This window comes from Methylobacterium brachiatum, assembly GCF_900113845.1.
In the GTDB taxonomy this organism is placed as follows: domain Bacteria; phylum Pseudomonadota; class Alphaproteobacteria; order Rhizobiales; family Beijerinckiaceae; genus Methylobacterium; species Methylobacterium brachiatum.
On record NZ_FOQW01000004.1, the window covers coordinates 197,624 to 224,209 of the forward strand.

At 64.6% G+C, this 26,586-nt stretch carries 31 protein-coding genes; 13 read left to right on the forward strand and 18 right to left on the reverse strand.

Features of this window, described 5'->3' with window-relative positions; all coding sequences use genetic code 11:
* Positions 1-54: 54 nt before the first annotated feature.
* The gene (locus BMZ47_RS05215) at positions 55-573 is read right to left on the reverse strand and encodes a cytochrome P460 family protein (protein WP_091859402.1); all 519 of its coding nucleotides are present in this window, start codon (positions 571-573) and stop codon (positions 55-57) included.
* 521 nt (positions 574-1,094) lie between these two features.
* Between BMZ47_RS05215 and BMZ47_RS05220 the strand changes: the two genes are divergently transcribed.
* The 4 genes from BMZ47_RS05220 to BMZ47_RS05235 all read left to right on the forward strand — a co-directional run bounded on the left by BMZ47_RS05220 (position 1,095) and on the right by BMZ47_RS05235 (position 3,858).
* Positions 1,095-2,216: a histidine kinase dimerization/phosphoacceptor domain -containing protein gene (locus BMZ47_RS05220; protein ID WP_007560659.1), complete on the forward strand. Its 1,122-nt coding sequence runs from the start codon at positions 1,095-1,097 to the stop codon at positions 2,214-2,216.
* Complete coding sequence (locus tag BMZ47_RS05225; protein WP_007560661.1) at positions 2,213-2,662, forward strand: response regulator; 450 nt, start codon at positions 2,213-2,215, stop codon at positions 2,660-2,662. The genes BMZ47_RS05220 and BMZ47_RS05225 overlap by 4 nt, the downstream gene beginning before the upstream one ends.
* 44 nt (positions 2,663-2,706) lie before the next feature.
* Entirely contained in the window at positions 2,707-3,174 is a 468-nt protein-coding gene (locus tag BMZ47_RS05230) for a hypothetical protein (protein WP_007560663.1), read from the forward strand.
* Positions 3,175-3,297: 123 nt separating this feature from the next.
* On the forward strand, positions 3,298-3,858 hold the full coding sequence (locus BMZ47_RS05235) for a Uma2 family endonuclease (protein ID WP_244424100.1): 561 nt from the start codon (positions 3,298-3,300) through the stop codon (positions 3,856-3,858).
* Here BMZ47_RS05235 and fae read toward each other — a convergent pair whose 3' ends face one another.
* The gene (gene fae, locus BMZ47_RS05240; protein ID WP_007560667.1) at positions 3,859-4,398 is read right to left on the reverse strand and encodes a formaldehyde-activating enzyme; all 540 of its coding nucleotides are present in this window, start codon (positions 4,396-4,398) and stop codon (positions 3,859-3,861) included. It lies immediately after the preceding gene.
* A 65-nt stretch (positions 4,399-4,463) separates the two neighbouring features.
* The gene (locus BMZ47_RS05245; protein WP_208601013.1) at positions 4,464-5,708 is read right to left on the reverse strand and encodes an NRAMP family divalent metal transporter; all 1,245 of its coding nucleotides are present in this window, start codon (positions 5,706-5,708) and stop codon (positions 4,464-4,466) included.
* A gap of 84 nt (positions 5,709-5,792) precedes the next feature.
* On the opposite strand from BMZ47_RS05245, the gene BMZ47_RS05250 reads away from it, so the two are divergent.
* Positions 5,793-6,005, forward strand: a complete 213-nt coding sequence (locus BMZ47_RS05250; protein WP_007560671.1) for a hypothetical protein — start codon at positions 5,793-5,795, stop codon at positions 6,003-6,005.
* Between the two features lie 23 nt (positions 6,006-6,028).
* Here the strand turns inward: BMZ47_RS05250 and BMZ47_RS05255 are convergent, their stop codons facing one another.
* From BMZ47_RS05255 to BMZ47_RS05265, 3 genes are all read right to left on the reverse strand, one after another.
* Positions 6,029-6,484 carry a hypothetical protein gene (locus BMZ47_RS05255; protein WP_007560673.1) on the reverse strand — a complete coding sequence of 152 codons (456 nt, stop codon included), beginning with the start codon at positions 6,482-6,484 and terminating at the stop codon, positions 6,029-6,031.
* A gap of 89 nt (positions 6,485-6,573) precedes the next feature.
* Positions 6,574-7,260, reverse strand: a complete 687-nt coding sequence (locus BMZ47_RS05260; protein WP_091859405.1) for a biliverdin-producing heme oxygenase — start codon at positions 7,258-7,260, stop codon at positions 6,574-6,576.
* 193 nt (positions 7,261-7,453) lie between these two features.
* Entirely contained in the window at positions 7,454-7,795 is a 342-nt protein-coding gene (locus BMZ47_RS05265; protein ID WP_139220935.1) for a hypothetical protein, read from the reverse strand.
* A gap of 50 nt (positions 7,796-7,845) precedes the next feature.
* Here BMZ47_RS05265 and BMZ47_RS27845 point away from each other — a divergent pair, with 50 nt between their 5' ends.
* Positions 7,846-8,475 (forward strand): hypothetical protein, encoded by a 630-nt coding sequence (locus BMZ47_RS27845; RefSeq protein WP_139220936.1) that lies wholly within the window; start codon positions 7,846-7,848, stop codon positions 8,473-8,475.
* A gap of 1 nt (position 8,476) precedes the next feature.
* Here the strand turns inward: BMZ47_RS27845 and BMZ47_RS05270 are convergent, their stop codons facing one another.
* The 5 genes from BMZ47_RS05270 to BMZ47_RS05290 are packed head-to-tail and all read right to left on the reverse strand — an operon-like array spanning position 8,477 to position 12,419.
* Positions 8,477-8,860 carry a hypothetical protein gene (locus BMZ47_RS05270; RefSeq protein ID WP_091859411.1) on the reverse strand — a complete coding sequence of 128 codons (384 nt, stop codon included), beginning with the start codon at positions 8,858-8,860 and terminating at the stop codon, positions 8,477-8,479.
* A 34-nt stretch (positions 8,861-8,894) separates the two neighbouring features.
* Entirely contained in the window at positions 8,895-9,863 is a 969-nt protein-coding gene (locus BMZ47_RS05275) for a hypothetical protein (protein WP_091859414.1), read from the reverse strand.
* A gap of 44 nt (positions 9,864-9,907) precedes the next feature.
* Positions 9,908-10,906 (reverse strand): phage protease, encoded by a 999-nt coding sequence (locus BMZ47_RS05280; protein WP_091859418.1) that lies wholly within the window; start codon positions 10,904-10,906, stop codon positions 9,908-9,910.
* 56 nt (positions 10,907-10,962) lie between these two features.
* The gene (locus BMZ47_RS05285) at positions 10,963-12,009 is read right to left on the reverse strand and encodes a phage late control D family protein (RefSeq protein ID WP_091859421.1); all 1,047 of its coding nucleotides are present in this window, start codon (positions 12,007-12,009) and stop codon (positions 10,963-10,965) included.
* A complete protein-coding gene (locus BMZ47_RS05290; protein ID WP_091859424.1) occupies positions 12,006-12,419 on the reverse strand; it encodes a LuxR C-terminal-related transcriptional regulator in 414 nt (137 codons plus the stop codon). The genes BMZ47_RS05285 and BMZ47_RS05290 overlap by 4 nt, the downstream gene beginning before the upstream one ends.
* A gap of 357 nt (positions 12,420-12,776) precedes the next feature.
* Here BMZ47_RS05290 and BMZ47_RS05295 point away from each other — a divergent pair, with 357 nt between their 5' ends.
* The 5 genes from BMZ47_RS05295 (at position 12,777) to BMZ47_RS27850 (ending at position 16,898) form a co-directional block, all read left to right on the forward strand.
* Positions 12,777-13,106, forward strand: coding sequence for a hypothetical protein (locus tag BMZ47_RS05295; RefSeq protein WP_091859428.1), 330 nt, complete (start codon positions 12,777-12,779; stop codon positions 13,104-13,106).
* Positions 13,107-13,166: 60 nt separating this feature from the next.
* Complete coding sequence (locus tag BMZ47_RS05300) at positions 13,167-13,631, forward strand: hypothetical protein (RefSeq protein WP_091859431.1); 465 nt, start codon at positions 13,167-13,169, stop codon at positions 13,629-13,631.
* Between the two features lie 261 nt (positions 13,632-13,892).
* A complete protein-coding gene (locus BMZ47_RS05305; protein ID WP_091859433.1) occupies positions 13,893-15,095 on the forward strand; it encodes a DNA adenine methylase in 1,203 nt (400 codons plus the stop codon).
* Positions 15,089-16,054, forward strand: coding sequence for a ParB/RepB/Spo0J family partition protein (locus BMZ47_RS05310; protein ID WP_139220938.1), 966 nt, complete (start codon positions 15,089-15,091; stop codon positions 16,052-16,054). The genes BMZ47_RS05305 and BMZ47_RS05310 overlap by 7 nt, the downstream gene beginning before the upstream one ends.
* A 1-nt stretch (position 16,055) precedes the next feature.
* Positions 16,056-16,898, forward strand: a complete 843-nt coding sequence (locus tag BMZ47_RS27850; protein ID WP_139220939.1) for a hypothetical protein — start codon at positions 16,056-16,058, stop codon at positions 16,896-16,898.
* 168 nt (positions 16,899-17,066) lie between these two features.
* Here the strand turns inward: BMZ47_RS27850 and BMZ47_RS05315 are convergent, their stop codons facing one another.
* The 6 genes from BMZ47_RS05315 to BMZ47_RS05340 all read right to left on the reverse strand — a co-directional run bounded on the left by BMZ47_RS05315 (position 17,067) and on the right by BMZ47_RS05340 (position 22,699).
* Complete coding sequence (locus tag BMZ47_RS05315) at positions 17,067-18,143, reverse strand: hypothetical protein (RefSeq protein ID WP_091859441.1); 1,077 nt, start codon at positions 18,141-18,143, stop codon at positions 17,067-17,069.
* Entirely contained in the window at positions 18,136-18,975 is an 840-nt protein-coding gene (locus BMZ47_RS28780; protein WP_208601014.1) for a regulatory protein GemA, read from the reverse strand. The genes BMZ47_RS05315 and BMZ47_RS28780 overlap by 8 nt, the downstream gene beginning before the upstream one ends.
* On the reverse strand, positions 18,972-19,343 hold the full coding sequence (locus tag BMZ47_RS05325; RefSeq protein WP_091859444.1) for a hypothetical protein: 372 nt from the start codon (positions 19,341-19,343) through the stop codon (positions 18,972-18,974). The genes BMZ47_RS28780 and BMZ47_RS05325 overlap by 4 nt, the downstream gene beginning before the upstream one ends.
* 127 nt (positions 19,344-19,470) lie before the next feature.
* Positions 19,471-20,484: an AAA family ATPase gene (locus BMZ47_RS05330; RefSeq protein WP_091859447.1), complete on the reverse strand. Its 1,014-nt coding sequence runs from the start codon at positions 20,482-20,484 to the stop codon at positions 19,471-19,473.
* Entirely contained in the window at positions 20,481-22,310 is a 1,830-nt protein-coding gene (locus BMZ47_RS05335; RefSeq protein WP_167368998.1) for a Mu transposase C-terminal domain-containing protein, read from the reverse strand. Before BMZ47_RS05335 ends, BMZ47_RS05330 begins: the two co-directional genes overlap by 4 nt.
* A gap of 161 nt (positions 22,311-22,471) precedes the next feature.
* A complete protein-coding gene (locus BMZ47_RS05340) occupies positions 22,472-22,699 on the reverse strand; it encodes a helix-turn-helix domain-containing protein (protein ID WP_091859454.1) in 228 nt (75 codons plus the stop codon).
* 71 nt (positions 22,700-22,770) lie between these two features.
* Here BMZ47_RS05340 and BMZ47_RS27855 point away from each other — a divergent pair, with 71 nt between their 5' ends.
* Both BMZ47_RS27855 and lexA read left to right on the forward strand, forming a co-directional pair.
* Positions 22,771-23,238 carry a hypothetical protein gene (locus BMZ47_RS27855; RefSeq protein ID WP_139220941.1) on the forward strand — a complete coding sequence of 156 codons (468 nt, stop codon included), beginning with the start codon at positions 22,771-22,773 and terminating at the stop codon, positions 23,236-23,238.
* Positions 23,239-23,566: 328 nt separating this feature from the next.
* On the forward strand, positions 23,567-24,286 hold the full coding sequence (gene lexA / locus BMZ47_RS05345) for a transcriptional repressor LexA (protein ID WP_007560676.1): 720 nt from the start codon (positions 23,567-23,569) through the stop codon (positions 24,284-24,286).
* Here the strand turns inward: lexA and BMZ47_RS05350 are convergent.
* Positions 24,280-26,553 (reverse strand): ComEC/Rec2 family competence protein, encoded by a 2,274-nt coding sequence (locus tag BMZ47_RS05350; RefSeq protein ID WP_091859457.1) that lies wholly within the window; start codon positions 26,551-26,553, stop codon positions 24,280-24,282. The genes lexA and BMZ47_RS05350 overlap by 7 nt on opposite strands.
* Positions 26,554-26,586 lie beyond the last annotated feature (33 nt).

Genomic DNA, 26,586 nt, shown 5'->3' on the forward strand with positions numbered 1-26,586 from the left:
GACACCGCCGGGTCTCGCGAGCCGCTCAGCCGGCTTCGACGCGGCCCCGCACCCTCAGGGCGTGTAGTGCGTGAAGACGAAATCGTCGCCCGCCGGGGCCCGGGCGTGGCAGGGCGCGCAGGTCCCCATCAGCGCCGCGCTGCGGTTGGCCTTGCCGCCCTCGAACTGTCCGTAGCCCCAGCCGCCGGTGTCGGCGTACCGCGTCGCGTCCTTGACGCTCAGTTGCACGTTCGTGGGTGCGCCCGGGACGAAGGATTGAGCCTGGCCGAAGATCGCGTTGTTCTCCTCGGACGGCACATACGCGTAGGCCAGCCGCGCGATCACGGCGCCATCCGGGAACGGACGCGTCCCGTCCCGGAAGGCCTGCACGGCGATGTCGTTGCCGAGTACGGCACGGATGTCATTGAGGCTGCCGGCCTCGTGAGCCATGCTGATCAGCCGCCAATCGCGGTACCCGACAGGGAGCTTCACGCCGAAGATCGGGGAGCCGTCGTCATCGGCGCTTCCGGCGGCGGCTGGCAGCAGGGCGAGCGCACACGCTGCCGCCCAGGACCACGAATGCCTGCGTTTCATCGCATATCTCCGTCAGATCGGTGCGGCCAACGTGTCCTTGCCTCGTGTACACTGCAACTTGGGATCGCGGCGGATGAGTGGCCTCTCACCAGCAGTCGCGCCGCCCGCGGACGGATTTCGGCACAGCCCTTCGGTGGCGGACCGGCGGGCTCGGGGGTGGGGCGGTGCCCGCGTCGATGGCTCCCAGCCGCCATCGCCCGGGGCGCGAACCGATGCGGGGCGTGTCTCGGATGCCGGCGTGAGGCCGGGCGGCACTTTGCCCGGCGGGGGCGGAAAAGGCTCAAGCGGCGTCCCGCGTCCCTCGCGTTGGGTCTTCCAGGGCCATGCATCCGGCGCCTCGAGGCGGGTGGGGACGATGACGCCGATCCGGGTGCGGCATCCTGTCGATGGGTTTTTCGCGTCAAACGGTACCGTCCCTGAACCCTTCGTGCGAATCGGCCGTTTAGGTCCCGGCCTGCGAGCGCGCAGGCCTCAGCCGATTGCCGGAGGTGACGAACGCCGGGCATGGAAGAGCAGGTTCGATGGAACAGCCCGACGCATGGCATCTGACGGACCGGCTCGACGCCGAGCACGGTAAGGGCGATCCGTTCGCCGCCGCAGTCCGCGCCACGCGGATGGCCATGATCGTCACCAATCCGCGCCTGCCCGACAACCCGATCGTCTTCGCCAACGACGCGTTCCTGCGGATGACCGGCTACGAGCGCGAGGACGTGCTCGGCCGCAATTGCCGCCTCCTCCAGGGCGAGAACACCGATCGCGGCGCCGTGGCGCTGATCCGCGAGGCCGTCACGGCGCAGCGGGACATCGCCATCGACCTGCTGAACTACCGCAAGGACGGGTCGTCGTTCTGGAACGCCCTGTATCTCAGCCCGGTCGCCAACGAGGCCGGCGAGGTGCTGTTCTTCTTCGCCTCGCAGCTCGACGTCACCGACCGCGTGGACGCCCATCTCCGGGTCCAGCAGGAGAAGGACCATTTCGAGGCCGAGGTCGCCCGCCGGACCCGCGACCTGACCGACGCCCTGGCGACGCAGACCATGCTGGTCCACGAGGTCGATCACCGGGTCAAGAACAACCTCCAGATGATCGCGGCCCTGCTCGCCATGCAGACCAAGGCGATCACCGATCCGGCGGCGCGCAGCGCCATGGAGGCGATGCTGACCCGCGTGGAGGCCCTCGGCACGGTCCACCGCCGGCTCTACCAGTCCAACAACGTCGAGCGCTTCGACGTGGCCGAGTTCGCCCGCGACCTCGCCACCGACCTCGTGCGCGGCTCGGGCCTCGACCGCATCCGCCTGCATCTGGACCTCGAGACCGTGGAGATCCCGGTCGCCAAGGCGCCGCCGGTGGCGCTGATGATGAACGAGCTGATCACCAACGCGCTCAAGCACGCCTTCCCGGGCGACCGCGCCGGCCGGCTGTCCGTGACGGTGGCGCCGGACGACCGCTATTTCAGCATCAAGATCGCCGACGACGGCGTCGGCATGCCCGTGCAGGTCATGGAGCAGCGCTCATTCGGCAAGCGGCTGATCGGCACCCTGTGCCGCCAGCTCAGTGCCAGCATCGCCTGGCAGGCGAACGACCCGGGCACGATCGTCAACGTCCGCCTGCCCCGCGAGATGGCTACCGGTCTGGAGGCCACATGAGCGAGCCGATGCGGATCCTCGTCGTCGAGGACGAGGCCCTGATCCTGATGCAGATCGAGATGATGCTGGAGGCGGCGGGCTATCGCGTCGTGGGCACCGCCATGACGGCCGGGGAGGCGATCGCCCTCATCCACGAGACCCGCCCGGAACTGGTGCTGATCGATCTGCGGCTCGGCGACGATTCCTCGGGCGTGGAGGTGGCCCATGCCGTGCGCGATATCGGCGGCATCACGGCGGCCTTCATGACCGCCAACGCCCGGGCGCTCTCGGACGATTTGGAGGGCGCCACGGCGGTGATCGCCAAGCCCTTCACCGGCTCGGTGCTGGAAGATTCCCTCGCCTATCTCGAGGATTGCGTCCGCTGCCCGCCCCCGGCCGAGCTGGTGCCGGTGGGGATGCGGGTCGCCCCGGCCCTGCTCAAGAGCTTCGCCCAGATGCGGGCCTGAACCCGGCCCTCGACAGGCCGGGCGCCGCGCGTAGAGTGCCGGCCATGCCAAACGTCGCCGTTCCGCGCCCGCTCCTCGCCCTCGTCCTCGCGGCCCTGGCCGGCCTACCGGCCGCCGCCCGGGCGGAGCCCTGCGACGACCTCGCTCACCAGATCGCCGGGGCGATCGGCGGCAAGGTCGGGAAGCGGGCCGGGCCCAGCATCGACATCCGGCTCGCCGGCCCGATCAAGTTCGACGTGACCTGCCGGGCCGAGCCGATCGTGCAGGCGACCTCCGCCGAGCCGAGCCCCTCGGCAGCCTTCTTCCGCGACCTGGCGGCGGCCTCCGAGATCCTGGTGGGCGAGCCGGCCGCGCGGGTCGAGCCGATCATCGCCGACGCGTACCGGACCGCCCTCTCGGAGCGGCGCAAATCGTTCATCCAGCAGAACGGCTGGTCGGCCTCCTGCTACACCGACCCCGGCAGCAGCGCGATGCGCACCCTCTGCTCGGTGGGGCGGATCCCGCCGCGGTGACGCCGGCTTGACCGGTGCGCCGGCCGGTCCGATCCTGGCTGCGCCATCCTATACGGACTCGCCATGACAGCGTTCGCCACACGGCCGCGGCCGGCCGAGCCGCACGTCACGTTCCAGGATTTCGTGGCCTCCCGCCCCGACGAGGAAAAGTGGGAGCTGATCGAGGGCTGCTTCGTCATGCAGGCTCAGCCCAGCATCGACCACCAGATCATCAGCAGCAATCTGGACCGCCTGCTGAACGACGCCCTCGAGCGCACGGCGCCCGGTCGGATTGCCGTCCCGAATCCTGCGATCGATCTCAGCCCTACGATCCGAGGACATACCTACGTCCCCGACATCGCCATCATCGACTTGGCGGAGTTCGAGCCGGGCCAGAACGTCGTCGGCACACTCTACCTCGCCGTTGAAATCATCTCACCGAGCGACAGGCGCCGGTTATCGAGCCTCAATCGTCGAAAGATCGACGTGAAGCTCGCCGGCTACGAAGCCCTGCCGATGTGCGAGGCTTTGCTCCTCGTCGAGCAACGAGCCTTCGACGTCACCCTGTCGGAGCGGACCGGGTCCGGCTGGGTCCGTCGTCGGATGACGGATCCCGACGACCGGCTCGTCATCGCCTCAGCCGGGCTCGAGTGCCGGCTGGGCGATGTCTACGCCCGCACCACGCTGGCGCGGGCGCGACGCTGATCAATACTCGATCACGTCCTCGAGGGCGTAGTGCTTCACCGTCTTCCGGTTGGCGATCAGCTCGTCCACGGTCGGCTCGCCCTTGAGGGCGCGGGCGATGGCGAGCTTCGTCGCCTCGTAGTTGGTGCGGTAGAGGTCCTTGCGGTCGAGGTTGTCGTCCTCGGCGCAGCGCGGGTCGAGCCAGATCATGATGATCATGCACAGCTCGTCGAGCCCGTCCTTCGGCAGCACGCCCTCGATGATGCAATCCACGATCGCGTCGCCGGTGGCCGCCTGGACGACGCCGCCGAGCAGCTCGACATATTCGGCCGTGTGGATCGTCGCCTTCGTGGTCATCATCGTGGCCGGGCGCACCAGCTGGTTGAGGTCGCGCACCACGAACATCCGGGTATGGCCCTGGACCTGCCCCATCATCGACGCGAAGGCCTGGCCCACCGGCCCGCGCACCGAGCCGATCAGCACCTCGGGCATCGCGTCGGTGTACTGGCCCTCGGCCGCCAGCACGGTGGCTTCGCCCGTGCGGAACCAGATCTCTTGCATGTGTCGCGACTCCACTCTGTCAGCCCGCCCGGGGAGACATCATCGAGGCGGCGGCGTCAATTGGTTCAGAGCAGGCCGACCCCGTCGAGCACGCCGATCATGGCGAACGCCACGGTCAGGCCGGACACGCCGTAGACCACCCATTTGTAGGCGCCCCGCACCCGTCTGTCCTCCGGCAGGGCCCGGGTGGCGAGCAGGATCAGCAGGCCCAGCGCCAGCGGCAGCAGGAGGGCGTTCATCACCTCCACGGCGATGTTGAGCGCGACGAGATTCGTCACGAGCTGCACGGTGACCGCCCCCGCCACGACGACCAGGGCGAAGGTGCCGTAGAAGGCCGGCGCCTCGTGGGGCGATTGTTCGAGGGAATGCGGGCGGCCGGTGACGTCGCCGAAGCCCCAGGCGAGCGCCAGCGCGACGACGTTAAGGGCTACGAAGGCCGCGGCGACGATGCCGACCCCGAACACCACCTGCCCGAGCCAGGGGCCCAGCGCCGGCGTGAAGGCGCCCGCGAGGTCTCCGACCGTCTCAAGGCCGTTCTTGGTGCCCTGCCCGGCCTGGCCGATCGTGGCGGCGGCCGCGATCAGGATCGCACCCATCACGCATTGCGAGATCACGGCACCCACGAAGGTGTCGAGCCGCGCAGTCCGGGCATGGTCCCAGCCGAGGCCTTTGTCGACGATCGCCGATTGCTGGTAGAAGATCATCCACGGCATGATCACCGCGCCGATATTGGCGGCGATCAGCACCCGATAGGAGCTGTCGCCGAGGGGCATGTGGGCAAAGGAGGCGACGATGTCGCCCGGATTCGGCCGGGCCGCGATGGCGAGCCCGATGAACACGAGCTCGAACAGCCCGACCGCGATCGCCACGACCTCGACGCGCCGGTAGCTCCCGGTGAACACCAGCCCGAGAAGCAGGGCGGCGGGCAATCCGAGGCTGACGAGGCGCGGCACCCCGAACACGTCGCCGATGCCGGCCATGCCGGAGAACTCGGTGACGATCGCCCCGATCCCGGCGACCACGAGGCCGGCATACGAGATCCAGGCCCAGATCGGCCCGTAATGCGCGCGGATCAGCTCCCCATGGCCCCGGCCGGTCGCGGTCCCGAGGCGGACCGTGAGCTCCTGGACGATGTACAGGATCGGCACGAGCAGGATCTGCAGCAGCAACAGGGAGTAGCCCCAGCGGGCGCCGCTCTGTGCCGCCGTGATGAGGCTGCCGACATCCGTATCGGCCAGCATCACGACGAGACCGGGGCCGGCGGTCTTGAGCAGGGTGGACAGGCGAGGCAGGGAAGCGGCGTGCGGCACCGGATCGGAACAGCGGCGGGCGCGGGCCGTTCCGGCGGGAGCCTGCGGCGTTTTTTCGGGTCTGCCAGGCAGGAAGGGGTTGTGATGACCAAGAGCACGGATCGCGGCGGCTGGAGCCTCCAGGCGAGTGCCGTCCCGGACGGGGTGCGGCTGGAACTCGCCCTCGCCGACCTCGGCGGCAGCCCGGTCACGGCGGCCATCGTGCTGGACCGGTCGGAAGCCCGCGCCTTCGCCCGCGCCCTGCTGGCGGCGGCCGGCGATGCCGCCGAGCGCACGTTTCCGAAGCCCGGAACCTGACCGGTCCTCGGGCCTCAAAAGGATTACTGCTGGTTCAGGCCCGGATTGCGGCCGGGCAGGCGCGGCACCACCGTGCCCCGCTTCTCGATCGGTCCGTCGCAGGCATAGGCGAACTCGCTCTTCTGCGGGTCGAACACCGTCTCGCCGGTGATCCGGCAATCTTCCCGCACGGTCTCGTCCAGATAGGCGCGGGCGGCGGTGCGGAACCGCTTCACCCGGCTCGCCGCCGGATCGGGATCGATCCGCACCTCGCTGAGATTGCAGCCGGCATATTCGCGCAGCGCGTTCGAGACGATCAGCATCCGGCGCAGCTGCCGGTTGTCGTAGACCTCGTAGGGCTCCTTGCAGCCGATCGTGACCACCTGCGGGGTGAGCGCGACGTAGTTCCGCGAGATGTACGAGAATCCGGTGGTGCAGCCGGCCAAGGCCAGGCCGACACTCACCCAGCCGATGGGCAGCAGAGCCGCGCGCCGTCGCATCCTCGTCATCCCAAGCCCAGTTCCAGCCCCGTGGCGCATTGAAACGGCCCCGCTTGACCAGTCAATGCGTTTGTCGCCCCGACCGGCGCTCAGCCCCCGAACGCGTCCCCGACGAGCCGGTGCACGTACCGGAACGCCTCCGTGGCGCCGGCGGCGGCGCGGGCCTCGCCGTCGCCCGCGAGCGCGATCCGATCCAGCGCGGTGGTGAATTGCCGCCAGTGCAGCCCGCGACCGTCCGGATGCCCGGCGAGGTGGCGGGCGCCGTGGCCCTCCGAGAGGCCGAGCTTCCGGGCTTCCTTGATCAGGATGGCGGCGCCGAGATTCGAGCCCTCCGCGACGTAGAGCCAGCCGAGCCCGGCCACGGGATCGATCGCGTCCCCGTCCTCCGCGGCTGCGTCGGGGATCCGGCCGGTCACGTCGTGCAGATCCTGCGCGATCAGGGCGAGACGGCGCCGTCCGTCGAGATCGGGCAGGACGAAGCCCAGCGCGCCGTCGCGATAGAGCGGATCGACCCGTGTATGGAAGCGGTATTGGACCTGCAGGAACAGCGCGTACCGTTCGAGGCTCGCGAAGGGCTGGCCCGCCATGACCCGCCGGTCGAGCTGATCATGGGCCGCCGCCGTCGCGGACCGCAGGCGCTTCACGCGGCTGCCCGGTTCGACAATATCGGATGTTGAGACGTCCATTCGACCCATGTCTTGATGGGGCACGCGACCGTTCCAGACGGTCGAGGCCTGTTCTATCCGGGTCGAGGTCGGGACCTCGCCGTCCGGCACGAACCTTCATAGCGTCCGGACCATCCGATGCGATTCAGGTCACCGTGAGGCCGAGGGGCAGAGTGCGCAGGCTTGCGCGACAGGGCGCCTCGGCCCATCAAGCTGTGTATGTCATCGCTAACTGGCGACAGTGGTCCGAAATTGGCGGGATTGAGCGGGACCACGCAGGACGACGCGAGTTGAGACGGAGCTACTAAGGCTTTCTCAGTCGCTGCCAGTACCGTCCGATGGTTGCCTTGCTCGGGCTGCGATCGGCGCCGAACCGTTGCCGACACGCCACAGTGGCATCCGCAAGCTTCATCCTGCCTAAAGCACCGAACAGGAACACGGCGACTTCTGGGTCGCCAAATAAGCGGCTGCGAGGATCGATTGCGAGCAGCGCTGGGTGCGCCCACATCTGGGCGGAGAGAAGCCCTCCGGTCCTGGCGGCGCGCTGATGCTCCAACAGCTCAGCGTAGTGCCAGGCGGGGATCGTGACCAGTTCCGTTCCGGCGATTAAAAGGTGGATTGGCTCGATGGAGATCGTGCTTCCCATGGCCTCGGTGCACTGCTCCTCTGGCTTTGGCACATCGCGGGGAGACTGCATTGGCTTCTAGACTTTCCATCGACCACGACCCCGATTTTGAGGCAGAAAACGCAATTTCAGACGAGATTGCAATCTTGATTGGGAAATTCGTCGTTGCTTGGGGGAGCATAGAGCGGGAGCTGGAGCTTTTTGTTACGGATATATATTTCGTGCCTCCCTTTCAGAGGGCCGCCTTGACGGCAGGTCTTGCTATAGATGCTAAGATGACATCCATTAGGACTGGCATCGGAGTTTTTTCGAAGCACTTAGATCCGGCGCGCAAGAAAGAATATTTGAAGGTTTTAGACGATTTGCGCGACTTAAATCACGAAGCTCGAAACTTCATATTTCATTGGGGTATTATGGTCGATGGCGATAAGAAACTAAGTGCCGCAAAGATAAAGGGTGGCAATTCGGTCAAAATAATCCTCGTTCCCCTCACCGCAGAATACTTTGAGACGATACTGGCTGAAGTTGCTTTGATACGGCTTCGACTCCGGCGCGCGTTAATAGATCTAAGGCGAGATCTTGAGCCACTGAAGGAACAGTGGCTGGCTAGCCAGGCTAGAAAGTACAATAAAAGAAGTGAGATGAGAGAGGCGCTTGCGGCTCGAAGGCGAGGCCAGAATTCCGAAGCCGATAAAGCTTAAATCAATAGCTTAGGAAGCGCGCTCGATACACCTGGATGCGTCCAGCTGAGGGCGCTCTCTCCGTGCCAAAACGTTCGACGCACTCCGCGTGGAGCGCCGTCAGTGTCATCCGGCCCCGGAACAGCTCGCGGAGGAAGTCGGCCACCTCCGGATCCTTCTCGATGGTAGAGAGGCCGAGCGGTGGCCCCTTCCGTTCCTGAAACACCGCCCGAATCTCTTCGCGGGCCGCTCGTGCCCGTAGGCCGATCAGCTCGCGGTACTCATCGGAGCGGATCACGACAACCTCGACGCCCTCGCGACGGCCGAACAGGGGGAGTGACTGGCCGGGTTGGATCTCCAGCTCCGGCCGCTCCGGAGACGCCCCAGGGAAGTCGTGATCGCTCATTGAAGCCACCTTCGAGGCCGGTGATGAGCGTGGCTCAATCCACCACGTTGCTGAGGAGGAAGCCCACGTCCGGCGCGCAGACGAACTCGCTCACCTGCTCGCCGACACGTACGACCGTGCCGCCCTTGATGCCCACATCGCGATCCTCCCAAGAGAAGGCAACGCGCGTGCCGAACTGCGCTGTCATTCCCCATGTCGCCCCACTCTCGGGTCGCGCGTTGGGGTCTATGTACAACATGGCGATGGACTTGCCCCAAACACGCTGGATGTTGGCGACTTGCCCGGGCCGAGCCATGTTGACGAAGCTCTCACCGATATAGACATTCTTGAGGCCCTCTCCGGAGAAAAGCCGGATGAATTCTTCAATCGACACGATGCCCTTGATCGTGGTCTGGCCCCGCACCGCGTTGACGATATGGGGGTGCGAAGAGAGGATCGACCAAGTCTCGCGGCTCATGACCATCGTGTTGGGTCGGAAGATCAGGGTTGATCCGAAGCCGGCCTTCAGCACGTCGAGCGGTCGGGAATGGTCGTAATCCGAGAACTGATCCGTTCCGGAGAGGATGAGACGGCGCGGCGAGGCGTAGTTATTGACGTCCTGGACCCTGGCCGCAACACGCATTTCCCGGTCCGTCATGATGAGGTTGGTCAACCCTTCGGTGGCCGTCATCATGGGATCGAACGTGCCGAGACCACGGGCCCGCATCGAGGCCGCGTCATCGATGTCCGTCTGCGGGATCGCGTCTTCCAAGGCGTAATCCCGCGTCTCTCCAGTACGCTCGACACCGGAGAACTCGACGCGCTCGACGCGCCCGCGCCGGCCGACCTCGGTCCTGGGGACAGTGAACATCTGCGCAATAGGGATTTCCGTCCAGGAGAACCGGGACGCTCCGACCGGGATACGCGGCAGAACAAGATCAGCGATGTAGCCGACAGCGGCGTTGCTATAGGAAATCGTCAGAGCCGTCAGAGCAGGATTAACCGGAAAAGGACGTGCGGCCATAGGACTTGCCTTTCAGGAGGTGAGTACTGAGGTCGGAGGGCGAGCTACTTGCCAGCCCCTGGATTTGCGACACAGAAGGCGATGGCGTCGGCCTGAGAGAGGGTCGAGCCGGATTGCCGCTGCTGATCGCGGTAGCGCGTTGCGCGAGCCGCCAGGGTGATCGGGCTTTCATCTCCTCCAGCCTCAGGATGGCGGCCGTCCAAGCCGGACGGTTGAAGATGCGGCACCGTCGCGGCGAACAGGCTGGCGACATGCGCCAAGCCGGCGTCGGTGCTGCACAGCGCCTCGTACTGTGCCCGCTGGGCGGGAACGATCTTGCGGGCCTTGAGAGCGCCTTCGATCAAGGTCTCGACGCGCGTGCGCCGCTCAGCCGTGCGCAACTCGGCGATCGTGCCGTTCGCCACGTTCAGCGTCGCAACCGTGTCGTTGAAGAGACTGAGAGGCACGAATTCCGACCGGATCGCGCTCAACCTTGCGAGGCAGGCCGCCTCGTCAGCGGCAGGATCAAGCCCCAGCGCCTCGGCGACCGTCCCGGGAGATGTGTCGCCAGCATGTGCGGCTGCAAGCGCTGGCATGCCGCTCAGAGCTGGAGCGGCCACAAGCGAGATGGAGTGCAGCCACTTCGCTTGGCCGTTGCTGTCGTGCGGGAAGGACGGCGACACGTACCGGTGGGTGCGGGCGGAGAGGGCTGCCTTACCGCCATCGAGCCAGGTGATGCGGGCGTACGTCCCGTCCTGCCGCGCTTCCAGAGCTGCCGCGTAGCCGACTGCATCGACCCGCTCGCCCTTGGTGGCGCGCAAGGCGAGGCCATGGTCGAGGTCAACAGGAACGTCCACGCCGTCCGCCTTGAAGCGGGACACTAAGGCCTCCGGATCGAAGGTGTATCGCCGGCCATCGCGGGTGTCGGCGGTGCCACGTGGCGTGACCTTGATCCATTCCGGGGGCGTGCCGGCAGCTGTCGGTGCTGGCAGCTCGCCCGCCAGAACGGCGAGGCACATGCTCAGAGGCGGGATGTTCGGTAGTTCTGGTGCGGCGTGGCTCATGGTGCTGTCCGGACTGCGCTGAGGGGTGAAACCGGGGCTCGCGTCCCGGCCAGTGGCTACGGGTCGATCGAGGTCTCGACGGTGGTCACCCACCCGACATCGGGGTTCACGTCGTGGGTCACGATGGTGGAGATCCACGCCGCGCCATCGATCTCAGGTCCGAAGCCGACACATCTCACCGGGGCATCGGCGACAGCCTCAGGGCGGCCATGAGAGGTAAACAGCCCCGTCCCCGAGTTTGCCGCCCAAGCTGCGGCTACAGCGGCGGCAGCGCGTTCCGCCTGATCCTTGGAGCTATAGGTGTGCGGGAGAACGTCGCCATCCTTCCCCTGACCCTCCGCTTTCTCCGCGCTCTCAAGACGACCTTCATCTGTGTTGAGGTAGCGGGCGGTAACTTTGCGGTATTCAAATCGGGGCTCAAGCTCCACATCAAATTCGTAGTTCTCATTGTGCTTTATCGTGATGCGCGGAAGATCTTTCCCGCTAACGCTTTGTTTTGAATAGTCCTTCAAAATAAGGACCTTATCGCCCTGGATTTTGACATGTGCACCATTCGCGTCGGCTAGCTCGCTTGCAAAATCGATCGCGCTCTGGTTCCAGCGCAGCAGGTAGCCGCCAGGTATCTCAAGCTTCGCGATGTCCGGATGGACGTCTACGGACTGGCCGGTTGAGCGGAATATGCTCCGGAAAACGTCGCCCATCGTGTAATGGCCGTTCTCCTTCTCGAAGTGCTGGCTATCGACGGCTTTGAAATGTTCTACGAGGTTTGCTGATCGACAGATCAGGTGAAGCTGCTGTCCGCGCTTGGGTGAGCCGAAGATGTGTGTGCGCTGGAAGGTGTAGTAGCCGACGAGGACCACATCTGTGTTCGACCATCCGAGCCGCACCCGGAACGGCGTGCCGTCGTTCGGCAGCGGAATGTAAGGCGGCTTCCGAGTGAACATGAAGATGGCTTCGTCGCTCACGTCAGAAGCGCGGTCGATCAGCTTCACGCCAATCAACCGGCTCCCCCAGGTTTTCAGCATGTCCTCATCGTTGGGGCCGGTGACCTGGAGGAATGGAGCGCGATATTTCGTCGAGGTCCCGAGCGGCCCACCGGTCATGACTGTATCTCCTGCGGGGAAAGGCCTTCGCGGCGCATCCTGGCGCGATGGTTCTCGACGGTGCGGCTACTGACGCGAGCGGCGCGGGCTATGTCCCCCGTGCTGAGGCCGGCCGTGATAAGCTGGCGCAGGCGCTCGGCTCTTGCCTCGCGGTCGCGGAGATAGGCGCTCTCGATCCTGGTCGGAAAGCGCACGTGGTCCCCTCGCCGGAGATCGTGCCTCACAATCTCGATGAGCTGCGCCATCGCGGGTCTGTCCAGGATGCGCCGGAACGGGTGCGCGTCGGACATCATCGCCACGACGCTGAGGCTGACCCTCTTTCCCATGCAGGCTTCGCGGACGTGGTGGGCCACCTCAGCTCCGCTGATCTGCTGGATGAGCCTTAGGATGTCTCGCGCGCTCGCCGACATGACTGCCCTTGCCGGACCCCCGTATCCGTGTTGGACTGATGAGCGAGGCCGAAACGCTTCGGCAGGGGGAAGCACTTCCCCCCGTTCCATTTCGGTTCGTCCCGCTATCGTGAGCCGATGGCTTCGGAAGACAGTCTGCCCTGACCGAAACGTTTCGACACTGCGAAGCCTTTCGCCGTGTCGGAGGCGAAGGAACAGGTTACGCTGCCGCCCTGCCATCGCGACGGGTCTCGGCTGACTTCTATCGGGCGCTTAAAAACGGCCCGTGGAGCGGCGTTTGCCCGTGTCCGGCACATCGACGGCTCAAATTCCTTGAAGATGGAATTGAAGCACCTGAGGCGATCTGAGGGGGTATTGATGAGCGAGGTCCAGCGCGAGCGTCAGGATCTGTCCGCGTTCGCCGGGTTGCTGGGGATCCCGGCCGACGCCGATGAAGCGGCGATCGTCGCTGAGATCGGACGCAGACGTGCGCCATGGCCGGAGATCGCTAGCGCGCTCGGCCTCTCACCCGACACGTCGCCGGCCGCGTGCCTCGTAGAGATTGAGCGGGTGAAGGCCGAACAGGCCGCCGAGGTCGAGCGACTGCACGCGGAGATCGATGCCAACCTGGAGCGGACCCGTGCGGCGCGGGTCAAGATCCTGATGCTCGACGCGATCCGCGAGGCGCGGGACACCCTCCATCCGTGAGGGGGGGGGCCCACGTGCCGTTCCGGCGGCGGGCCGGGCTCTTTGACATCGTGAAGTCCGATGGCGCGCGAGATCAACCGCAAGCGGCTCGCACACATATTCCTTCTGCCTGAGGAGGCAGGTGACGCCGAGATCATCGAGGCGATCCGAGTGGCCGCTGTGCAAATGAATGTCGCCGATAGGCCCTTCGTCTTGCCGACGGATCTCGATCTGCGGGGCTGTCTCTATGCGCTATGGGACTGCCAGAAAGCCGATCGTGAGTTCGAAGAAGAGGCCTTCGGCCGTCTCTGCGATGAAATCGACAGGTTGAGAGCGGCAGGGGATGAGCTGCAGCGCCGGATCGGCATCCGCGTCATGATGATCCAGATCATCATCGATCAAGCCCGCGACCAAACCGAGAGGGAGGATCCTGCGGTAGTCGCGGCGCGGCGCGCTGAGGAGGCTCGTTCGAAGAAGGAAGCGACCAGAGAAAAGCGACGTCAGAAGAAGGCTGCCAAGGCTGCTGAGACCGCCGAGAGGACGTGACCCCTCCTACCCGCATTTGGGCAGTGCCTCGATTTCGACCGGCGGTACGATCAGTCTGACACACAAAACCCGGACTGGCAGCATCCATCCGCAGGGAGCGTCACGGTCCTTCTTACAGGGGAAAATGTGACACACCCGGGAATATCAATCAGGTTGCAGGTATGTTGACGCCGAGTCCGGTGGCGTTAACCCTTTTTCAACGTTGACGAGCCTCCTCGCGGCAGGCCAAGCTGAGCCGTATAAGCAAGGGCAGGGAAACTCATGGTCGTCCCGGTTACCTACATGGGGACGAAACGTCAGCTCGCTGAGCACGTGAAGGCCATCAGCAACGATTGTCAGCCGGGACCTTTCCTAGACGCCTTCGCGGGCATGGGATCGGTCGGCACTGCTATCGGCGCATCGCGCCCGGTCTGGTCGAATGACAAACAAAAATTCGCCTGCATGGTTGCGGAGGCACAGTTCAAAAGCAGAGCCGGGCCCCCTGATCTAAACCCTTACCTCAGCATACTTCAGGCATCGATCGATCAGTCTATAGAAAATATAGACCGAGAGGTCGAAGAACTGCTTATCATCGAAAATAAAGCAGTCGAGCTGAAAGATCTGTTGCTATTAAGCAAAGTGTATGACGCCGGACGGGATAGGAAAGGCTTCCCCAACAATCCAGAGAAGAGATCTGGTGTATTTCTTGATCGATACGCCGGCACATATTTTGGTTTTAGGCAATGCCTAGAAATAGATGCTGTGCGGATATTTATTGAGAAACTATTCGAATGCGGGATTATAAATGCTGATGGTCACCGGTGGCTGATCATCGGATTAGCTGCTGCGATTTCCAGAACCTCAACGACGACTGGACATTTCGCTCAGCCCTTAAAGCCTAAGCATAATAATCTCCCGAAGTTTGTCGCGCAGCGCAAAAGATCCATTCAGGCCGAATTTATCGAGAGCGTTAAAGGCTTGCGACCTATTGGAACCTCAAGGTGGCGCCGCAAAAACAAGGTGTTTGCAGAAGACGCTGAGCGTCTGATTGGCGGCTTCCGCTCTGAGAAAGCGAAGCCATCGGTCATATACGCCGATCCACCATACACAAAGGATCAATACTCCCGCTTCTACCACGTATATGAAACTTTGGTTTTGAATGATTTTCCTGAAGTGTCGGGAGAAGGTTTGTACAGGAACGATAGATTTACTTCTCAGTATAGTCTTGCCTCATTGGTTGACGACGCAATTGAGACGTTGATAGCGCAATGTGCTGAAATCAATGCTGGTCTTATTCTTAGTTATCCGACTAACGGATTGCTGGATAACTCTGTGGAGATCATTCCTTCGATGTTTAAGCGACATTACGGTTCTTTGCCCTCTTCTGTGCAGTTGCCGCATGTCCATTCGACCCTTGGCGGGTCGAAGGGTAAACCTCGTAGCGCAGTGACCGAAGTTATCTATTGGGTGCCGGGCGCATGGTAACGATCCGAAGAGGGCAGCGCCTTAAGAGCGTGGCTACGACTGAGATCCAGCCGAACCCAGAAAATCCAAGATTAATATTCCGACAGGAGGAAATGGAGAGCTTGATGCGCTCCATTGATAGTTACGGCATACAAGTTCCGCTGACGGTCTATCACGAAGGTGATAATTATTATCTAATTGACGGTGAGCGGCGTTGGAGATGCGCGCGCAAGCTAAATTTGGCGACAGTGCCTGTTCTAGTCCAGGCGAAGCCGACCGAATTAGAAAATCTTGTTTTAATGTACAACATCCACGCGCTCCGGGAGCAGTGGGATTATTACACAATCGCCTCGAAGCTCGAAAGAGTTATTGATTTATATGAGCGAGAAAACGGGTCAAAGCCAAACGAAATAACTCTTTCTGAGCTGACTGGACTGACGAGAGGCGCGATACGACGCTGCCAGCTTCTCCTGGACCTTCCTGATCGTTTCAAAGTGATGCTCATGGAGGAGCTTAACAAGCCAAAATCCCAGCAGCGGCTGTCAGAAGACTTATTCATCGAAATGGAAAAGTCGCTCAAAGCTGTGACCCGCCGCATACCGGAGTATAATGATCGGATAGAAGATATTAGAGACACTCTGGTAGATAAATTTCAGAACAACGTGATATCCGCTGTTACTGATTTTAGGCAGCTGTCGAAGATAGCTACCGCTGTAGAAGGTCTTGGAATTGCGCAAAATACGGCAAGGAGAGCCTTGGATCAAATATTTGATCCTGGAAAAAAAGTCTCGATAAGGCAGGCGTATAGCGATACTGTCGAGTTCGAGTACGGGGAGAAGAAGGCTTCTCGCTACGTAACGTCTTTGATCAGTTTTCTTGAGGATGTTTCTAGCGAAGACAAGGTCGAAGATCTCGATAATGAGCTTCTTCAGGAACTCGAAAGCTTGTATGTCAAGCTCCAAAAGCTGCTGAGGCATTGATATGTCGACGGGCGGCCTCAGCTCCGGTGACGCGGTTCTCGTCAATGCCGCGAAGTCATACTTCGCGAAGACATTCCAAAATCCAACTATTCAGCTTGGAGAAGCTATCGATAAAACTGTGTCTTGGTCGCCTGCTATGAAGATGAGAGTGCATGATCATTTGACAGTTATCGCTGAGGTATCGGAAAAGCCATATCCTCTCATCTTAAGTATGCGCAGGTCCGCAATAATTCAGCTTGACATGCCGATATCAGTTTATTCCGTTTGTCCAGAAGAAAGTTATCTCGCCAATCAGGCGGAGTTTAAGCGACTTACCGCGGACGGATTTGGTCTGATAACTGTCGATGCGAACGGCAATGCCCAGCCTCGCTCTCGGGCTATTCCCCTAATCCAGCAAATAACTGAAGTCGAATTCGCTGCGGACATAAAAGGTCTGCCGGTAAAGCTTCGTAAGCGGCTTGCCGAGAGTTTTGATCACTACAACCACAGTCCTCCAACTGGGGCTGCCGATGTGGCAGAGGTCATGGAGGGGTTGGTTCTAAAGGCGGGGCGTGAGGCGGCTGCGAAAAATTGGATACCTGCCTCGGAGGCTAAGCCAGGAGCCTCGCAGAAAACGCTGATAGCTATGCAAGGTTCGGTACAGTGCAAGAATGCGGCTGCCGCACTCGGGGCGGCTCAGGGTTTTATCAGTATGTACCGAAATTTAAATCATCATTTCCCGAAAGATAGAAAGCAGGCTGCGAAAAAATACCGCGACAGTCGTCACGGGTTTTTGGAAGGCCTTAAGAAGGTCGGCTTCTTTCGCGATCAGATGCGAAATATTGGTTTGTCTGGAGGGTTCTGATCTTTCGGAGCAATCTGCGCAAGGGATAAATCTACGATAAGGCGCTGCCAGAATATTCTCTGCACTCCACGCTCGTATAAATCGCGCGTGCGTCAGACAATCCATTTCAAGAGAGAGCTGCTGACTTGTTCAACGCGGCCGGGCGACGTTCGTACAGCCTGCCCGAGATCATCTGGAACGATCCGCAGTAACTCCGTTTGCCACTTCGGCGACGCGGCGTTCGATCAGGGGCGCTAGCAGAGCGTCGATCAGACGGTCTGCACCGGCCGTTGTAAGCGATGCTAGTTCGGCCGCGGTAAGCCGCTCTTGGTTCTGCGCCACCCGCCAGAGCAGGTTCACGCGCGGCTGGCTGATGAAGCCCGCCGCTCCCGATACGCGCGGCGCCGGCTCCGGCGCACGGTAGCCGAGCTTCATGAAGTGCGCCCGCACCCGGCACCAACCTGTCGTATCAAGATCGCGAACGCTGTGAACGCCGCCGCCGATCGTTATCACGATACCCATGAACTCGTCGTAGCTCAGGCCCAGCTGGTGCCGTGCCTCGCTCAGGATGCCGATCGCCTCACGGTCCATATAGTCCCGCTTCGGTAGAGATTTGGGTCCGCCCTCCTTCGTCAGATGATGGGCAAGGATGATGAAGTCGCGTCCGTCGATCCGCTCTGGTCGGTCTACGCCCACCAGCTCCACCAAGAGCGCCGCAAAGTACCGGTCGCTCATACCGAGGCGGCGGCGGCAGGCGTCGAGCCAGTCCCGATAATCGGCGGACACCCCTGGAAGGGCGTCGTCGCGGAAGCCGTAGCCGTAGAGGTTGTCTACTGCCAAGTCATACAGCGTGCGGGACACATCGAGCAGCGAGCCCCCGTTGCACATCATCGCCACAACATCGCTGACGAGGCGGGGTGCACCGAAGTCGGCGTGCGCCGCGCGGTGCAGCAGCAGGAAGTCTTGCGGCCTCAGCTCAGCGCCAGGCGCTACCTGCTCGGCCGCCAGGAGGAAGCGGTAAGCGTCACTCTTCAGCGCCGCGCGCATCGATGCGGGCAGGCTGGACACGCGAATGTCTCTATGCCGGCGGCCCATCACCTTCTCCGTGCGCACCTCCAGGACAGTGCCGAACCACGGCTCCTCGCGTCCCTTGGCGAATGCAGCGGCAATCCGCTGCATCTCATTCTGCGCGATCCCTGCCGCCTTCGCGGCCAGCTCAACGGAGACGAACCCGCCGATCGCGGCCTCGCGCGTGATCTCAGGCATTGCTCGCCTCCCGCTCGCCCTTGCGGGCCTTCATCGCCTTCAGGGCCGTTATGACTTTCGCGGCGCCGGCCGCAGGCAGGAAGCGCAGCGACGATGCGCCGTGGTAGCGCTCCAGCCAGGTGTTCAAGCCGGCTTCAACGTCGGCGTCGGTCTCGGCGGTGGGGCTGATCCACTCCCTCCATAGGGTGCGGATCAGCTCCACCTGCTCGGGCGAGGCGAAGCCCGGCCGGCGGCCGAACACTGGCCCGGCAGTGGCGACCGGCACGCGATCGAAGCCCTCGGCCTTCAGGAAGGCCATGATCAGGTCGATGCCGCGCCGATCGAGGTCGGCCGCCGAGACGACGCCGCCGAAGTCCTGAAGGATGGCGTGCCAGCGCCGCTCCACCATCTCGACGCGCTTACGGGCGACTTGGAGCAGGCGGAGCTGCGCGGGCGAGATCTCGCGGCGAGCGGCGTTGAATGCGGCTACGTCGAGACCGCGGCGCTCCCATCGCGCCAGCAGGTCGAGCAGCCCGCGGCCGACAAGATCGCGCAGATCGGCGACGCCGCCATGGCCGCGCAGGTCCGCCGCGTAGACGTGAGGCGTGAGGCCGAGCTGGCGCGCAGCTTCCTCGATCAGCTTGCGGGTGCGAGCCGAGATGATCGGTCGCTGGCGCGAGCGGAAGCCGGTCACGGTGAGATGGTCCAGCAGCCGGTCGAGCCCGGTTGCCGTGAGATCCTCGATCCGATCAGCGCCGCCATAGCGGCGCAGCACCTCGTCGAAGTTGGGGGTATCAGGGGCCGCCGCCGCGCGGGCGCGATCCAGGAGCTTGAGCTGCGCCGGTCGGATCACTGCGCGCCTCCATCTCCACGGGTGGCAGCAGCTCGCTCCTCCAGCGCCTCCAGGCGCGCCGCCATCGAGCGGATGCAGTCGATGACGATATGCGAGGCGGTGGTGAGTGGGCCTTCCGGTCCATCCTCCGTCACCGCCTTCTCGAACAGGTAGATGAGGCCGCGCAGGTTGTGGCCGATCATATCGGCGTCGCCCACGAGGCTGCGTAGGTCACCGATCCGGGCGGCAAGGATCCGAGCCTCGGCCGCATGTCGGGCTGCTGCCTTAGCAGCCTCGGCCTGGAGCACGGCGCGATCGTCACGCCAGCGCTGGAGCAGATCGTCTGGGACCTGTGGCTGAACGACGCGGCCGGTGGGGTCGACCCGCATGGATCGCGGGATGCGCGGCGCTGGATCCGCCGCAATGGGGGACGCTTGGGCTGCCATGATGCTTGCCTCGTCTCTGGAGTGACCGGCTGGGTTTGGCCCCAGCTCGGGGTACGCAACGAAGGGGGGATCAGCGCTTCCGCGGCAGGCGCTTGAGGCTGCTCTGCCGTTTGACCTGTGGGGCGGGCGAAGCTCTCGGCCCCTCCAGGTCTCGCTGGAAATGCGGGAAGGTCATCAGAGCCGCCCGGATGTCGACGGCATGGACCATCTTGCTCTGCCGCTCCCGTGCGAGGGCACGAGCCACGGGCAGCACCTTGCCGAGGCCGTCCGCGTGGCGAGCGCTGGCGAGATCCCGGCACAGCCGGAACGCGTCCATGCCCTCCACGTCGTAGCGGCTGGCGATTAGATCCGCGTCCGTCTCCAGGATGCAGTCGATTTCTTCCCGGATCGGGAGACGGCGAGCGATCTGCTGGATGGCGGCCTGGCTGGAGCTGACGAGCTTGATCACCTCGTCGTTGCCGACGAACACCATCTGGATGCGCGCCTGCTCGCTGATGGTCAGCAGTTCGCGCGCTGAGCGCAAGGTGAGGTTCTGCGCCTCATCGAACAGCATGACGGGCGCGAAGCACGCTTCCCGGCACAGGCGCTTGAGGGTCGCCGCGATGCTGTAGGCCGGGCGCACACCGAGGTGCGGGGCGACTTCCTCGAACACGGCCATTGTCGAGGCGCCCATCACGCTCGACACGGTGACGAGCCCGACAGATGGCCCCTCAAGCGTGCTGGAGCGGCGCACCGCTTCCTCCAGCGCCCGCGTCTTGCCGACGCCTGGCGAGCCGATGATCAAGGCGTTCTGGCCAAAGCGCAGGCAGCGGTCGATCGCCCCGTGGATGAGGTTGGCTGCCGAGGTCGGAACAAAGGGGGTTTCCCAGATGCCCTGCTCCCGCCGCCGAGCCTCGATCGCAGCCCGCCGCTTCGCCTCGGCGGTCGCGCGCACCTTTTCGGCCTCTCGTTCGTCGCGATCGCGCAGGAAGGCTTCGACAGCCTCCCGGTCCCGCCGCTCGTGCTCGGCGTGTATCCGCTCCAACATCTCGCGATCTTCCGGATCGTTCGGGTTGAACCCGATCCAAGGGCGCAGATCGGTCATGGCGTCCCTCTCAGCATCTGAGTGCGAGCCAGGGCGGCGTGGATCTTCGCCTCTTTCTCCGCGCGCTCGCGCTTCTTGCGATCGACCGGGTTCTCCAGGACTTGCCGGCCCATCTCGGCCATCGTGGAGGCGAGGCCGATCGTGCCCTTGCTCTCCGGCACGGGCTGCGCCGGCTGACGGGCGGCGGACGCGATCATCTCCGCGGGCACGTCGAGATCATCGATCTCGCTCGCCGCGGCGGCGATGTCAGCAAGTGCTAGCCCCTTGCGCCGCGCGGCCTCGCGCGCACCGCGTGGATCAAGCCGGGCATAGACTGGATCCGGGCGGGCGATGCCGATCAGCGCGCCCTGCATCGTCAGCACCGGGACGGCATCCCATGTGACGAACTTCGGCAAATGCACGCGCACGCGCTGGCCGCTCAGTCCGGCGAGCTGATCGCAGAAGTACACGTCGCCATCGAACCGGATCTTGCCGTCCGTGACGATGCGTGTGCCCTCAGTGGAGAAGGCCATCAGCAGCGCATCGGCATCTGCGTCGGTCCGCTGCCAGCCATCTTTGACGGCGCGCCCGTAGGCGACGGCCGGCGACAGGCCGCGCAGATCGCCCTTCTGAGGGTCGCTGTTGTAGTAAGCCAGCAGCCCCTCGAACCGGGCGCAGAATTCATCGAAGCTTCCGTCGAAGGGCTCCGGTGCGCGCCCGAGGTTGCCCGAGCGAGTCTTCATTCGGTCGCCGCCGATGTAGCCTTTCACCGGAGCCAGGATCTTCTGCTCCAGGACCCGGAACGAGCCCTCCAGGATGCCTTTGGCCGCGGCGTTGTACGGCGCCGCCCGCGTGATCCCGCCGCCCTGCCCCGACCGGCAGTCGAGGTTGGCGAGCTTGATGGCGTCGCGCACGAAGTCGGCGAAGGCGTATTCCGAGCCGTTGTCGAGGTAGAGGTGCGCCGGCATGCCCCAGTGCGGATCCTGGGTCATGGCGACGAAGCTGCGGATCAGATCGGCGTTGCGAACCGCGGTGCCGGGCTCGCACAGCACCAGGTCCAGACGCAGGCGGCGGTTCGCAGCATCGAGCCAGGCGATGCCCTTTGGCGTAGCCAACGTGCCGTCCTGCCGCCGCACGTACACATCAAAGTGGTGCACGTCGCCGTAGACCACTTCCATAGGCGCGAGGCCCGCCGAGGTGAGCCGCACCCGCGGCCGGGCATTGTCCCATTCCTTGATGTTGGTGTGGTACTCGTGGACCCGGCGAGCGTCCCGGCCGGCCTCAATGACGTGCTTCGGGAGCTGGCAAGCCGACAGGTTGGCTTCGTAGTCTCCAATCCCCACCTGGGCTGTCAGCTCGGCCAGCCGCTCGGATGCGAGGCGCAGGACGCCGCTGTAGCTCGTGCCATTGCCCCAGAGAGCGCGGATGTACCGCTGGATCGTCCCGGCGATCCGCTCGCGGGTCTCATCGTCCAGAGCAACCGTCGCGGCATCCCAGCGACGCGTGATAACGGGCAAGCTCTCCGGCTTCACCTCGCGCCGCTTGCGCACCAGGCCGCGGATGCCGCCGGCCGTCGCCTTGCTGACTTTGCGCTCGATGTCGCGACGGCTCGGAGAGAACCAATGCCCGTCCGGGCCGCACACCTCGACGCCCGCCAGCGCCTCGATCGCGGCCCGGCGCTCACGCGAGCCCTTCGGATGAGCCAGTGCAGGGCGAAGGAAGTAGGCCCACCACTCGGCTGCCTTGAGCGCCTTTGCAGACGGGTTCAACGACCCTTCAACGGGCGTGTGCGCTGACTGAATGCGGAGTTGAAGGTCGGCCGGCAGGCTATCGACCCGGACCTTCAAGTGAGTACCAGCCCTGCCGCCTCGACCATGCACAGGCATTGTGAGCATGTTCGCTCCCCGCCAAGGGAGACCGCGCGCCGCCCGCAGAAGAGCATTTCTCGCCTTCCGCTGAGAGATGCCGGCGACGTGAGCCAGGTCAGGCCCTGAGATCCACTCCGCGGTCATGCGGCGTTTTCGATCTCAGAAGCGACTCGGAGGATGCGAATACGAAGATCGATGGCGCGACGACCTAAGGACTGCCCCCTGAGGGCACGGTAGGCGAGGCGCCGATCGATGCCTTGCGCCATAAGCCAAGCGTTCAAAGACGTGCCAGCAGACACGAAGGTCGCTCGGATCCGCTGGTACTCGCGATCGTAGTCAGCTGCGGTGTCGTGGAGGATGGCTGTCATGCTATCGTACCCAAGGTCCGACAAAAGATGACATTTTGTGTCATCTTTTGTCAAGTTAGGGTGCGCGTGTCATGTCAGATGTCGAAGCCGAAATAAACGCGATGAAAATGCGGCTTGGCGTCGAATTAGACAGGGACCTCGCCGAAGAACTCAAAATCGTTCCCACTTCTGTGGCAGCGTGGCGCCGCAGGGGAAAGGTTCCCGATAAGTACAAGCTACGATATAAGATTGCTAAAGATGTACAAGAGATCCGATCTCAATCGTCATATCCGCATGGACTTCATGACGCTTATGTTTTCGCGCTGATCGCTATAGTCGCTTCCAAATTTCAGAGCGGTGGTGACTGGGACGATAGTTCTGTCGACGGGTTCGAGTTGGCTTGGATTGGTCAGAAATTATCGGCATTGCACCGTTCTCTAGCCAGCGAGCTGCGCTATGACCTCAGCCGCGAGAAACTGAGGACACGCTTTGACGACATAAGAGCGGAGATAGACGAAAAGGGCGTGTCAGCTTGGCTGGATGACCGTTTGTCATCTTAGCTGAGGTCCGCAATAGGGTCCGCAATCGGACAGATAGCAAACGCTGGGTCCGCAAAAAGCTGTTCCGTTAAAGCGGGTTACTCATAACTGGCGGCCGTTGAGAACGCCGACTAGGTTCCCCAATCGGAGCAAGCTAAGCCCCTGACGTGAAACGAATTTTCTGTCGTCGTCGCCAATTAGCGATGACATAGCCGTCGCCAAATTGGCTTCGCCGCCCCAAAGCTTGGCCGGATCAGGCTTGCGGAACACTTGCGGAACGTTTAACGTGTTCGTGATTTGTTTCCGAGGCCGCGTCGATGCGGTCCGCCAAGCCGCGAGTCCCCCGTCGATGCTCACGCGCAAGCAATTGGACCTCCTGCGTTTCATCCAGAGCCGCATGCAGGAATGCGGCGTCCCGCCCTCGTTCGACGAGATGAAGGACGCCCTCGATCTGAAGTCCAAGTCGGGCATCCACCGGCTGATCACGGCCCTGGAGGAGCGCGGCTTCCTGCGGCGCCTGCCGAATCGGGCGCGGGCCATCGAGGTGATCCGCATCCCCGAGAGCCTGTCGCAGGCCGCCGCGCCGCCGGCCGAGCCCCGCCGCTTCACCCCGAGCGTGGTCGAAGGTGGCAAGTCCAAGCTGCCGCCCCAGCCCGCGACCACCCGGATGATCGATGATGGCGGGCGCGCCATCTCGATTCCGGTGATGGGCCGGATCGCGGCCGGTACGCCGGTCTCGGCGATCCAGAACCAGAGCCACGCCATCACCATGTCGCCGGACTTCCTGGCCGGCGGCGAGCATTACGCCCTCGAAGTGCGCGGCGATTCGATGGTCGATGCCGGCATCCTGGACGGCGACCTCGTGGTGATCCGCAAGCAGGACACGGCCAATACCGGCGACATCATCGTGGCGCTGATCGACGACGAGGAGGCCACGCTGAAGCGCCTGCGTCGCCGCGGCTCCTCGATCGCCCTGGAGGCCGCCAACCCGGCCTACGAGACCCGCGTGCTCGGACCCGACCGGGTCCAGATCCAGGGCCGGCTCGTCAGCCTCGTCCGCCGCTACTGAAGCGGCTCGGCCGGCGCGTCGCCGGGCGCGGCTTCGGGACCGGCGGCGTCGGGCTCGGACGGGATCGGGGCGCCGGGAGCGGGCGTTTCGGTCCGCTGCACCGGTGACGGCCCGGCATTGGGGGACGGTCGCCAGGGAACGGAGCGGCCCTCGTCGTGGGCATAGCGAACCGTGAATCCCGCGCGGTCGGCCCGAAGGGCGACGGCGCCGTGGGCGGCGAGCGCCCGGCGGTCGATCACCAGCGGCGCGTGGCAGGTCGGCGGCGCGGCGAACCGGGTGATCAGCACGGCCGCCCGGGCGCAATCCTCCGCGAAGGCGCGCCGGTCGCGGACCAGGGCGATGGCGCGGCCATCCGGCAGGCGCGCGGTGCAGCCGAGACGGTCGCAGCGTCCGCTCTGCGCGACACCGCCGATCACGGTTTTGGCCGACCGGCCGTCGCCATCCGCCTTCAGCCACTGCTCCAGCACGAAGGCCGACGGGCTGCCCAGCGCTGCCAGGCGCCCATCGGTCCCGCGCACGGCCGCGCCGCCGCCCTGCCGGTCGATATAGAGGTCGAAGCGGTCCGGCATCGCGGCGAGGCCGAGCCCCAGCAGGGCGGGCGGCAGGGCGAGCCAGCGCAGCCGCGAGACCGGGAGCGTGGCCAGGAGCAGCCCCGCCGCCAGCAGCACCAGCGCGCCGGTGCCGAAAGCCGGCAGCACCAGGGTGGCCCGATCGAAGCCGGCGATCCACTCCGAGATCGCCAGCATGCCGCCCACCGCCTGCCCCATCAGCCACCAGACCGGCCGGTCGAGGGCGAAAGGATAGGCCAGGATCCCGATCACCGCCGCGGGCATCACCACCAGCGAGACGAGCGGCAGGGTCAGGGCGTTGCCGATCAGCCCGAATGGCTGGATCGTCTGGAAATGGTAGGTGGCGAATGGCGCGGTGGCGATCTGCGCCACGAGCGTCGTCGCCAGGGTACCGGTCACGGCCGCGAGGCCGGTGCCGACGAGCCGCTCGATCCGCCCTGCCCCCGGCCGCCGGAACAGGCCGCCGTCGATCAGCCGCGCGCAGGCGATCAGCCCGGCCACCGCCCCGAACGACATCTGGAAGCTCGGCCCCAACAAACCCTCGGGCTCCCGTGCCAGGGCGATCAAAGCGGCGAGCGCCAGGTTGCGCATCGACAAAGCCGGTCGGTCGACCAGGATCGCGCCCAGCATGATCAGGGTCATGATCAGCGAGCGCTCGGCGGCGATGTCCCAGCCCGAGAAGGCGCAATAGGCGGTGACGCCCAGCATCGCGAACCCGGCGGCGATCTTCTTGATCGGCCAGACCAGGGCGCAGAACGGGACGAAGGCGAGCAATGCTCGCACCAGCCAAAAGACCACGCCGGCGGCCAGCACCATGTGGAGGCCCGAGATGGAGACGACGTGATAGATGCCCGCGGCCCGGAGCGCGTCGTTGGCGGCCGGCCCGATCAGCCCGCGCTTGCCCGTCACGAGCGCGGCCGCCACCGCTCCCGCCTGGCCGCCCTCGGCTTGCGCGATCCGGCGCGTCAGCGCGTTGCGGGCCTCGTCCAGCAGGGCCGCGAGCCGCAGGCGCAGCGGCGGCGGTGCGGGCGGCGCCTGAACCGTGATCACGCCGATCAGCGAGCCCACCGCGCCGATCCCCTGGAAATAGGCATCCCGGGCGAAGTCGTAGCCGCCGGGTCGTGCCGCCTCGGGCGGCGGTAGCAATCGTGCCGTGGCGGCGATGAAATCCCCGGGCCGCAGGGGCGGCGCCGTCCGGAACGAGACCCGGACCCGGAGCGGCCTCACCGCCGGATCGAGCCCGGCGAAGCTCTCGACCCGGATCACGAGCCGGGCACCGACCTCGCGCTCGTCCAGCGCCTCGATCATTCCGGTGAGCGGCCCGATGGTGGTCCGGGACAGGATCGGGGCCGCCACCTGCCCGACCCGCCAGGTCGCCGCGGCGAAGCCGAGGAAGCCGGCAGCCAGCGCCAGCGCGAGAGCCAGGCTCCCCGGCCGCGCGCCCAGGAACGGCACCGGCGCGAGCGCCAGCGCCGCCCCGACGAGCGGCGCGGCCAGAAAGGGCGTCCCGTCCGCGCCCGCGAAGAACACCAGGATCCCGGTGCCGAACGCCACCGCCAGCCAGGGGAACAGGCGGCGCTGCTCGACCTCCCGGGCGAGGCCGCCGGCAAACCAGTCGCGCAGCGCCGGCGCCCATGCGGGGCGCGGCCCGGCGAGCGCCACCGCGCCGCCCGCCAGCCTCGCGCCGATCCGCCGCATCCGCCCTCGCCTCGCGCCGGGCGACTCAGCTCC

Coding starts and splice junctions, on each gene's coding strand:
- BMZ47_RS05215 (WP_091859402.1), bottom strand. CDS start 573: ATGAAACGCAGGCATTCGTGGTCCTGGGCGGCAGCGTGTGCGCTCGCC.
- BMZ47_RS05220 (WP_007560659.1), top strand. CDS start 1,095: ATGGAACAGCCCGACGCATGGCATCTGACGGACCGGCTCGACGCCGAG.
- BMZ47_RS05225 (WP_007560661.1), top strand. CDS start 2,213: ATGAGCGAGCCGATGCGGATCCTCGTCGTCGAGGACGAGGCCCTGATC.
- BMZ47_RS05230 (WP_007560663.1), top strand. CDS start 2,707: ATGCCAAACGTCGCCGTTCCGCGCCCGCTCCTCGCCCTCGTCCTCGCG.
- fae (WP_007560667.1), bottom strand. CDS start 4,398: ATGCAAGAGATCTGGTTCCGCACGGGCGAAGCCACCGTGCTGGCGGCC.
- BMZ47_RS05250 (WP_007560671.1), top strand. CDS start 5,793: ATGACCAAGAGCACGGATCGCGGCGGCTGGAGCCTCCAGGCGAGTGCC.
- BMZ47_RS05255 (WP_007560673.1), bottom strand. CDS start 6,484: ATGCGACGGCGCGCGGCTCTGCTGCCCATCGGCTGGGTGAGTGTCGGC.
- BMZ47_RS05265 (WP_139220935.1), bottom strand. CDS start 7,795: ATGGGAAGCACGATCTCCATCGAGCCAATCCACCTTTTAATCGCCGGA.
- BMZ47_RS05270 (WP_091859411.1), bottom strand. CDS start 8,860: ATGAGCGATCACGACTTCCCTGGGGCGTCTCCGGAGCGGCCGGAGCTG.
- BMZ47_RS05275 (WP_091859414.1), bottom strand. CDS start 9,863: ATGGCCGCACGTCCTTTTCCGGTTAATCCTGCTCTGACGGCTCTGACG.
- BMZ47_RS05280 (WP_091859418.1), bottom strand. CDS start 10,906: ATGAGCCACGCCGCACCAGAACTACCGAACATCCCGCCTCTGAGCATG.
- BMZ47_RS05285 (WP_091859421.1), bottom strand. CDS start 12,009: ATGACCGGTGGGCCGCTCGGGACCTCGACGAAATATCGCGCTCCATTC.
- BMZ47_RS05290 (WP_091859424.1), bottom strand. CDS start 12,419: ATGTCGGCGAGCGCGCGAGACATCCTAAGGCTCATCCAGCAGATCAGC.
- BMZ47_RS05295 (WP_091859428.1), top strand. CDS start 12,777: ATGAGCGAGGTCCAGCGCGAGCGTCAGGATCTGTCCGCGTTCGCCGGG.
- BMZ47_RS05300 (WP_091859431.1), top strand. CDS start 13,167: ATGGCGCGCGAGATCAACCGCAAGCGGCTCGCACACATATTCCTTCTG.
- BMZ47_RS05305 (WP_091859433.1), top strand. CDS start 13,893: ATGGTCGTCCCGGTTACCTACATGGGGACGAAACGTCAGCTCGCTGAG.
- BMZ47_RS05310 (WP_139220938.1), top strand. CDS start 15,089: ATGGTAACGATCCGAAGAGGGCAGCGCCTTAAGAGCGTGGCTACGACT.
- BMZ47_RS27850 (WP_139220939.1), top strand. CDS start 16,056: ATGTCGACGGGCGGCCTCAGCTCCGGTGACGCGGTTCTCGTCAATGCC.
- BMZ47_RS05315 (WP_091859441.1), bottom strand. CDS start 18,143: ATGCCTGAGATCACGCGCGAGGCCGCGATCGGCGGGTTCGTCTCCGTT.
- BMZ47_RS05325 (WP_091859444.1), bottom strand. CDS start 19,343: ATGCGGGTCGACCCCACCGGCCGCGTCGTTCAGCCACAGGTCCCAGAC.
- BMZ47_RS05330 (WP_091859447.1), bottom strand. CDS start 20,484: ATGACCGATCTGCGCCCTTGGATCGGGTTCAACCCGAACGATCCGGAA.
- BMZ47_RS05340 (WP_091859454.1), bottom strand. CDS start 22,699: ATGACAGCCATCCTCCACGACACCGCAGCTGACTACGATCGCGAGTAC.
- BMZ47_RS27855 (WP_139220941.1), top strand. CDS start 22,771: ATGTCAGATGTCGAAGCCGAAATAAACGCGATGAAAATGCGGCTTGGC.
- lexA (WP_007560676.1), top strand. CDS start 23,567: ATGCTCACGCGCAAGCAATTGGACCTCCTGCGTTTCATCCAGAGCCGC.
- BMZ47_RS05350 (WP_091859457.1), bottom strand. CDS start 26,553: ATGCGGCGGATCGGCGCGAGGCTGGCGGGCGGCGCGGTGGCGCTCGCC.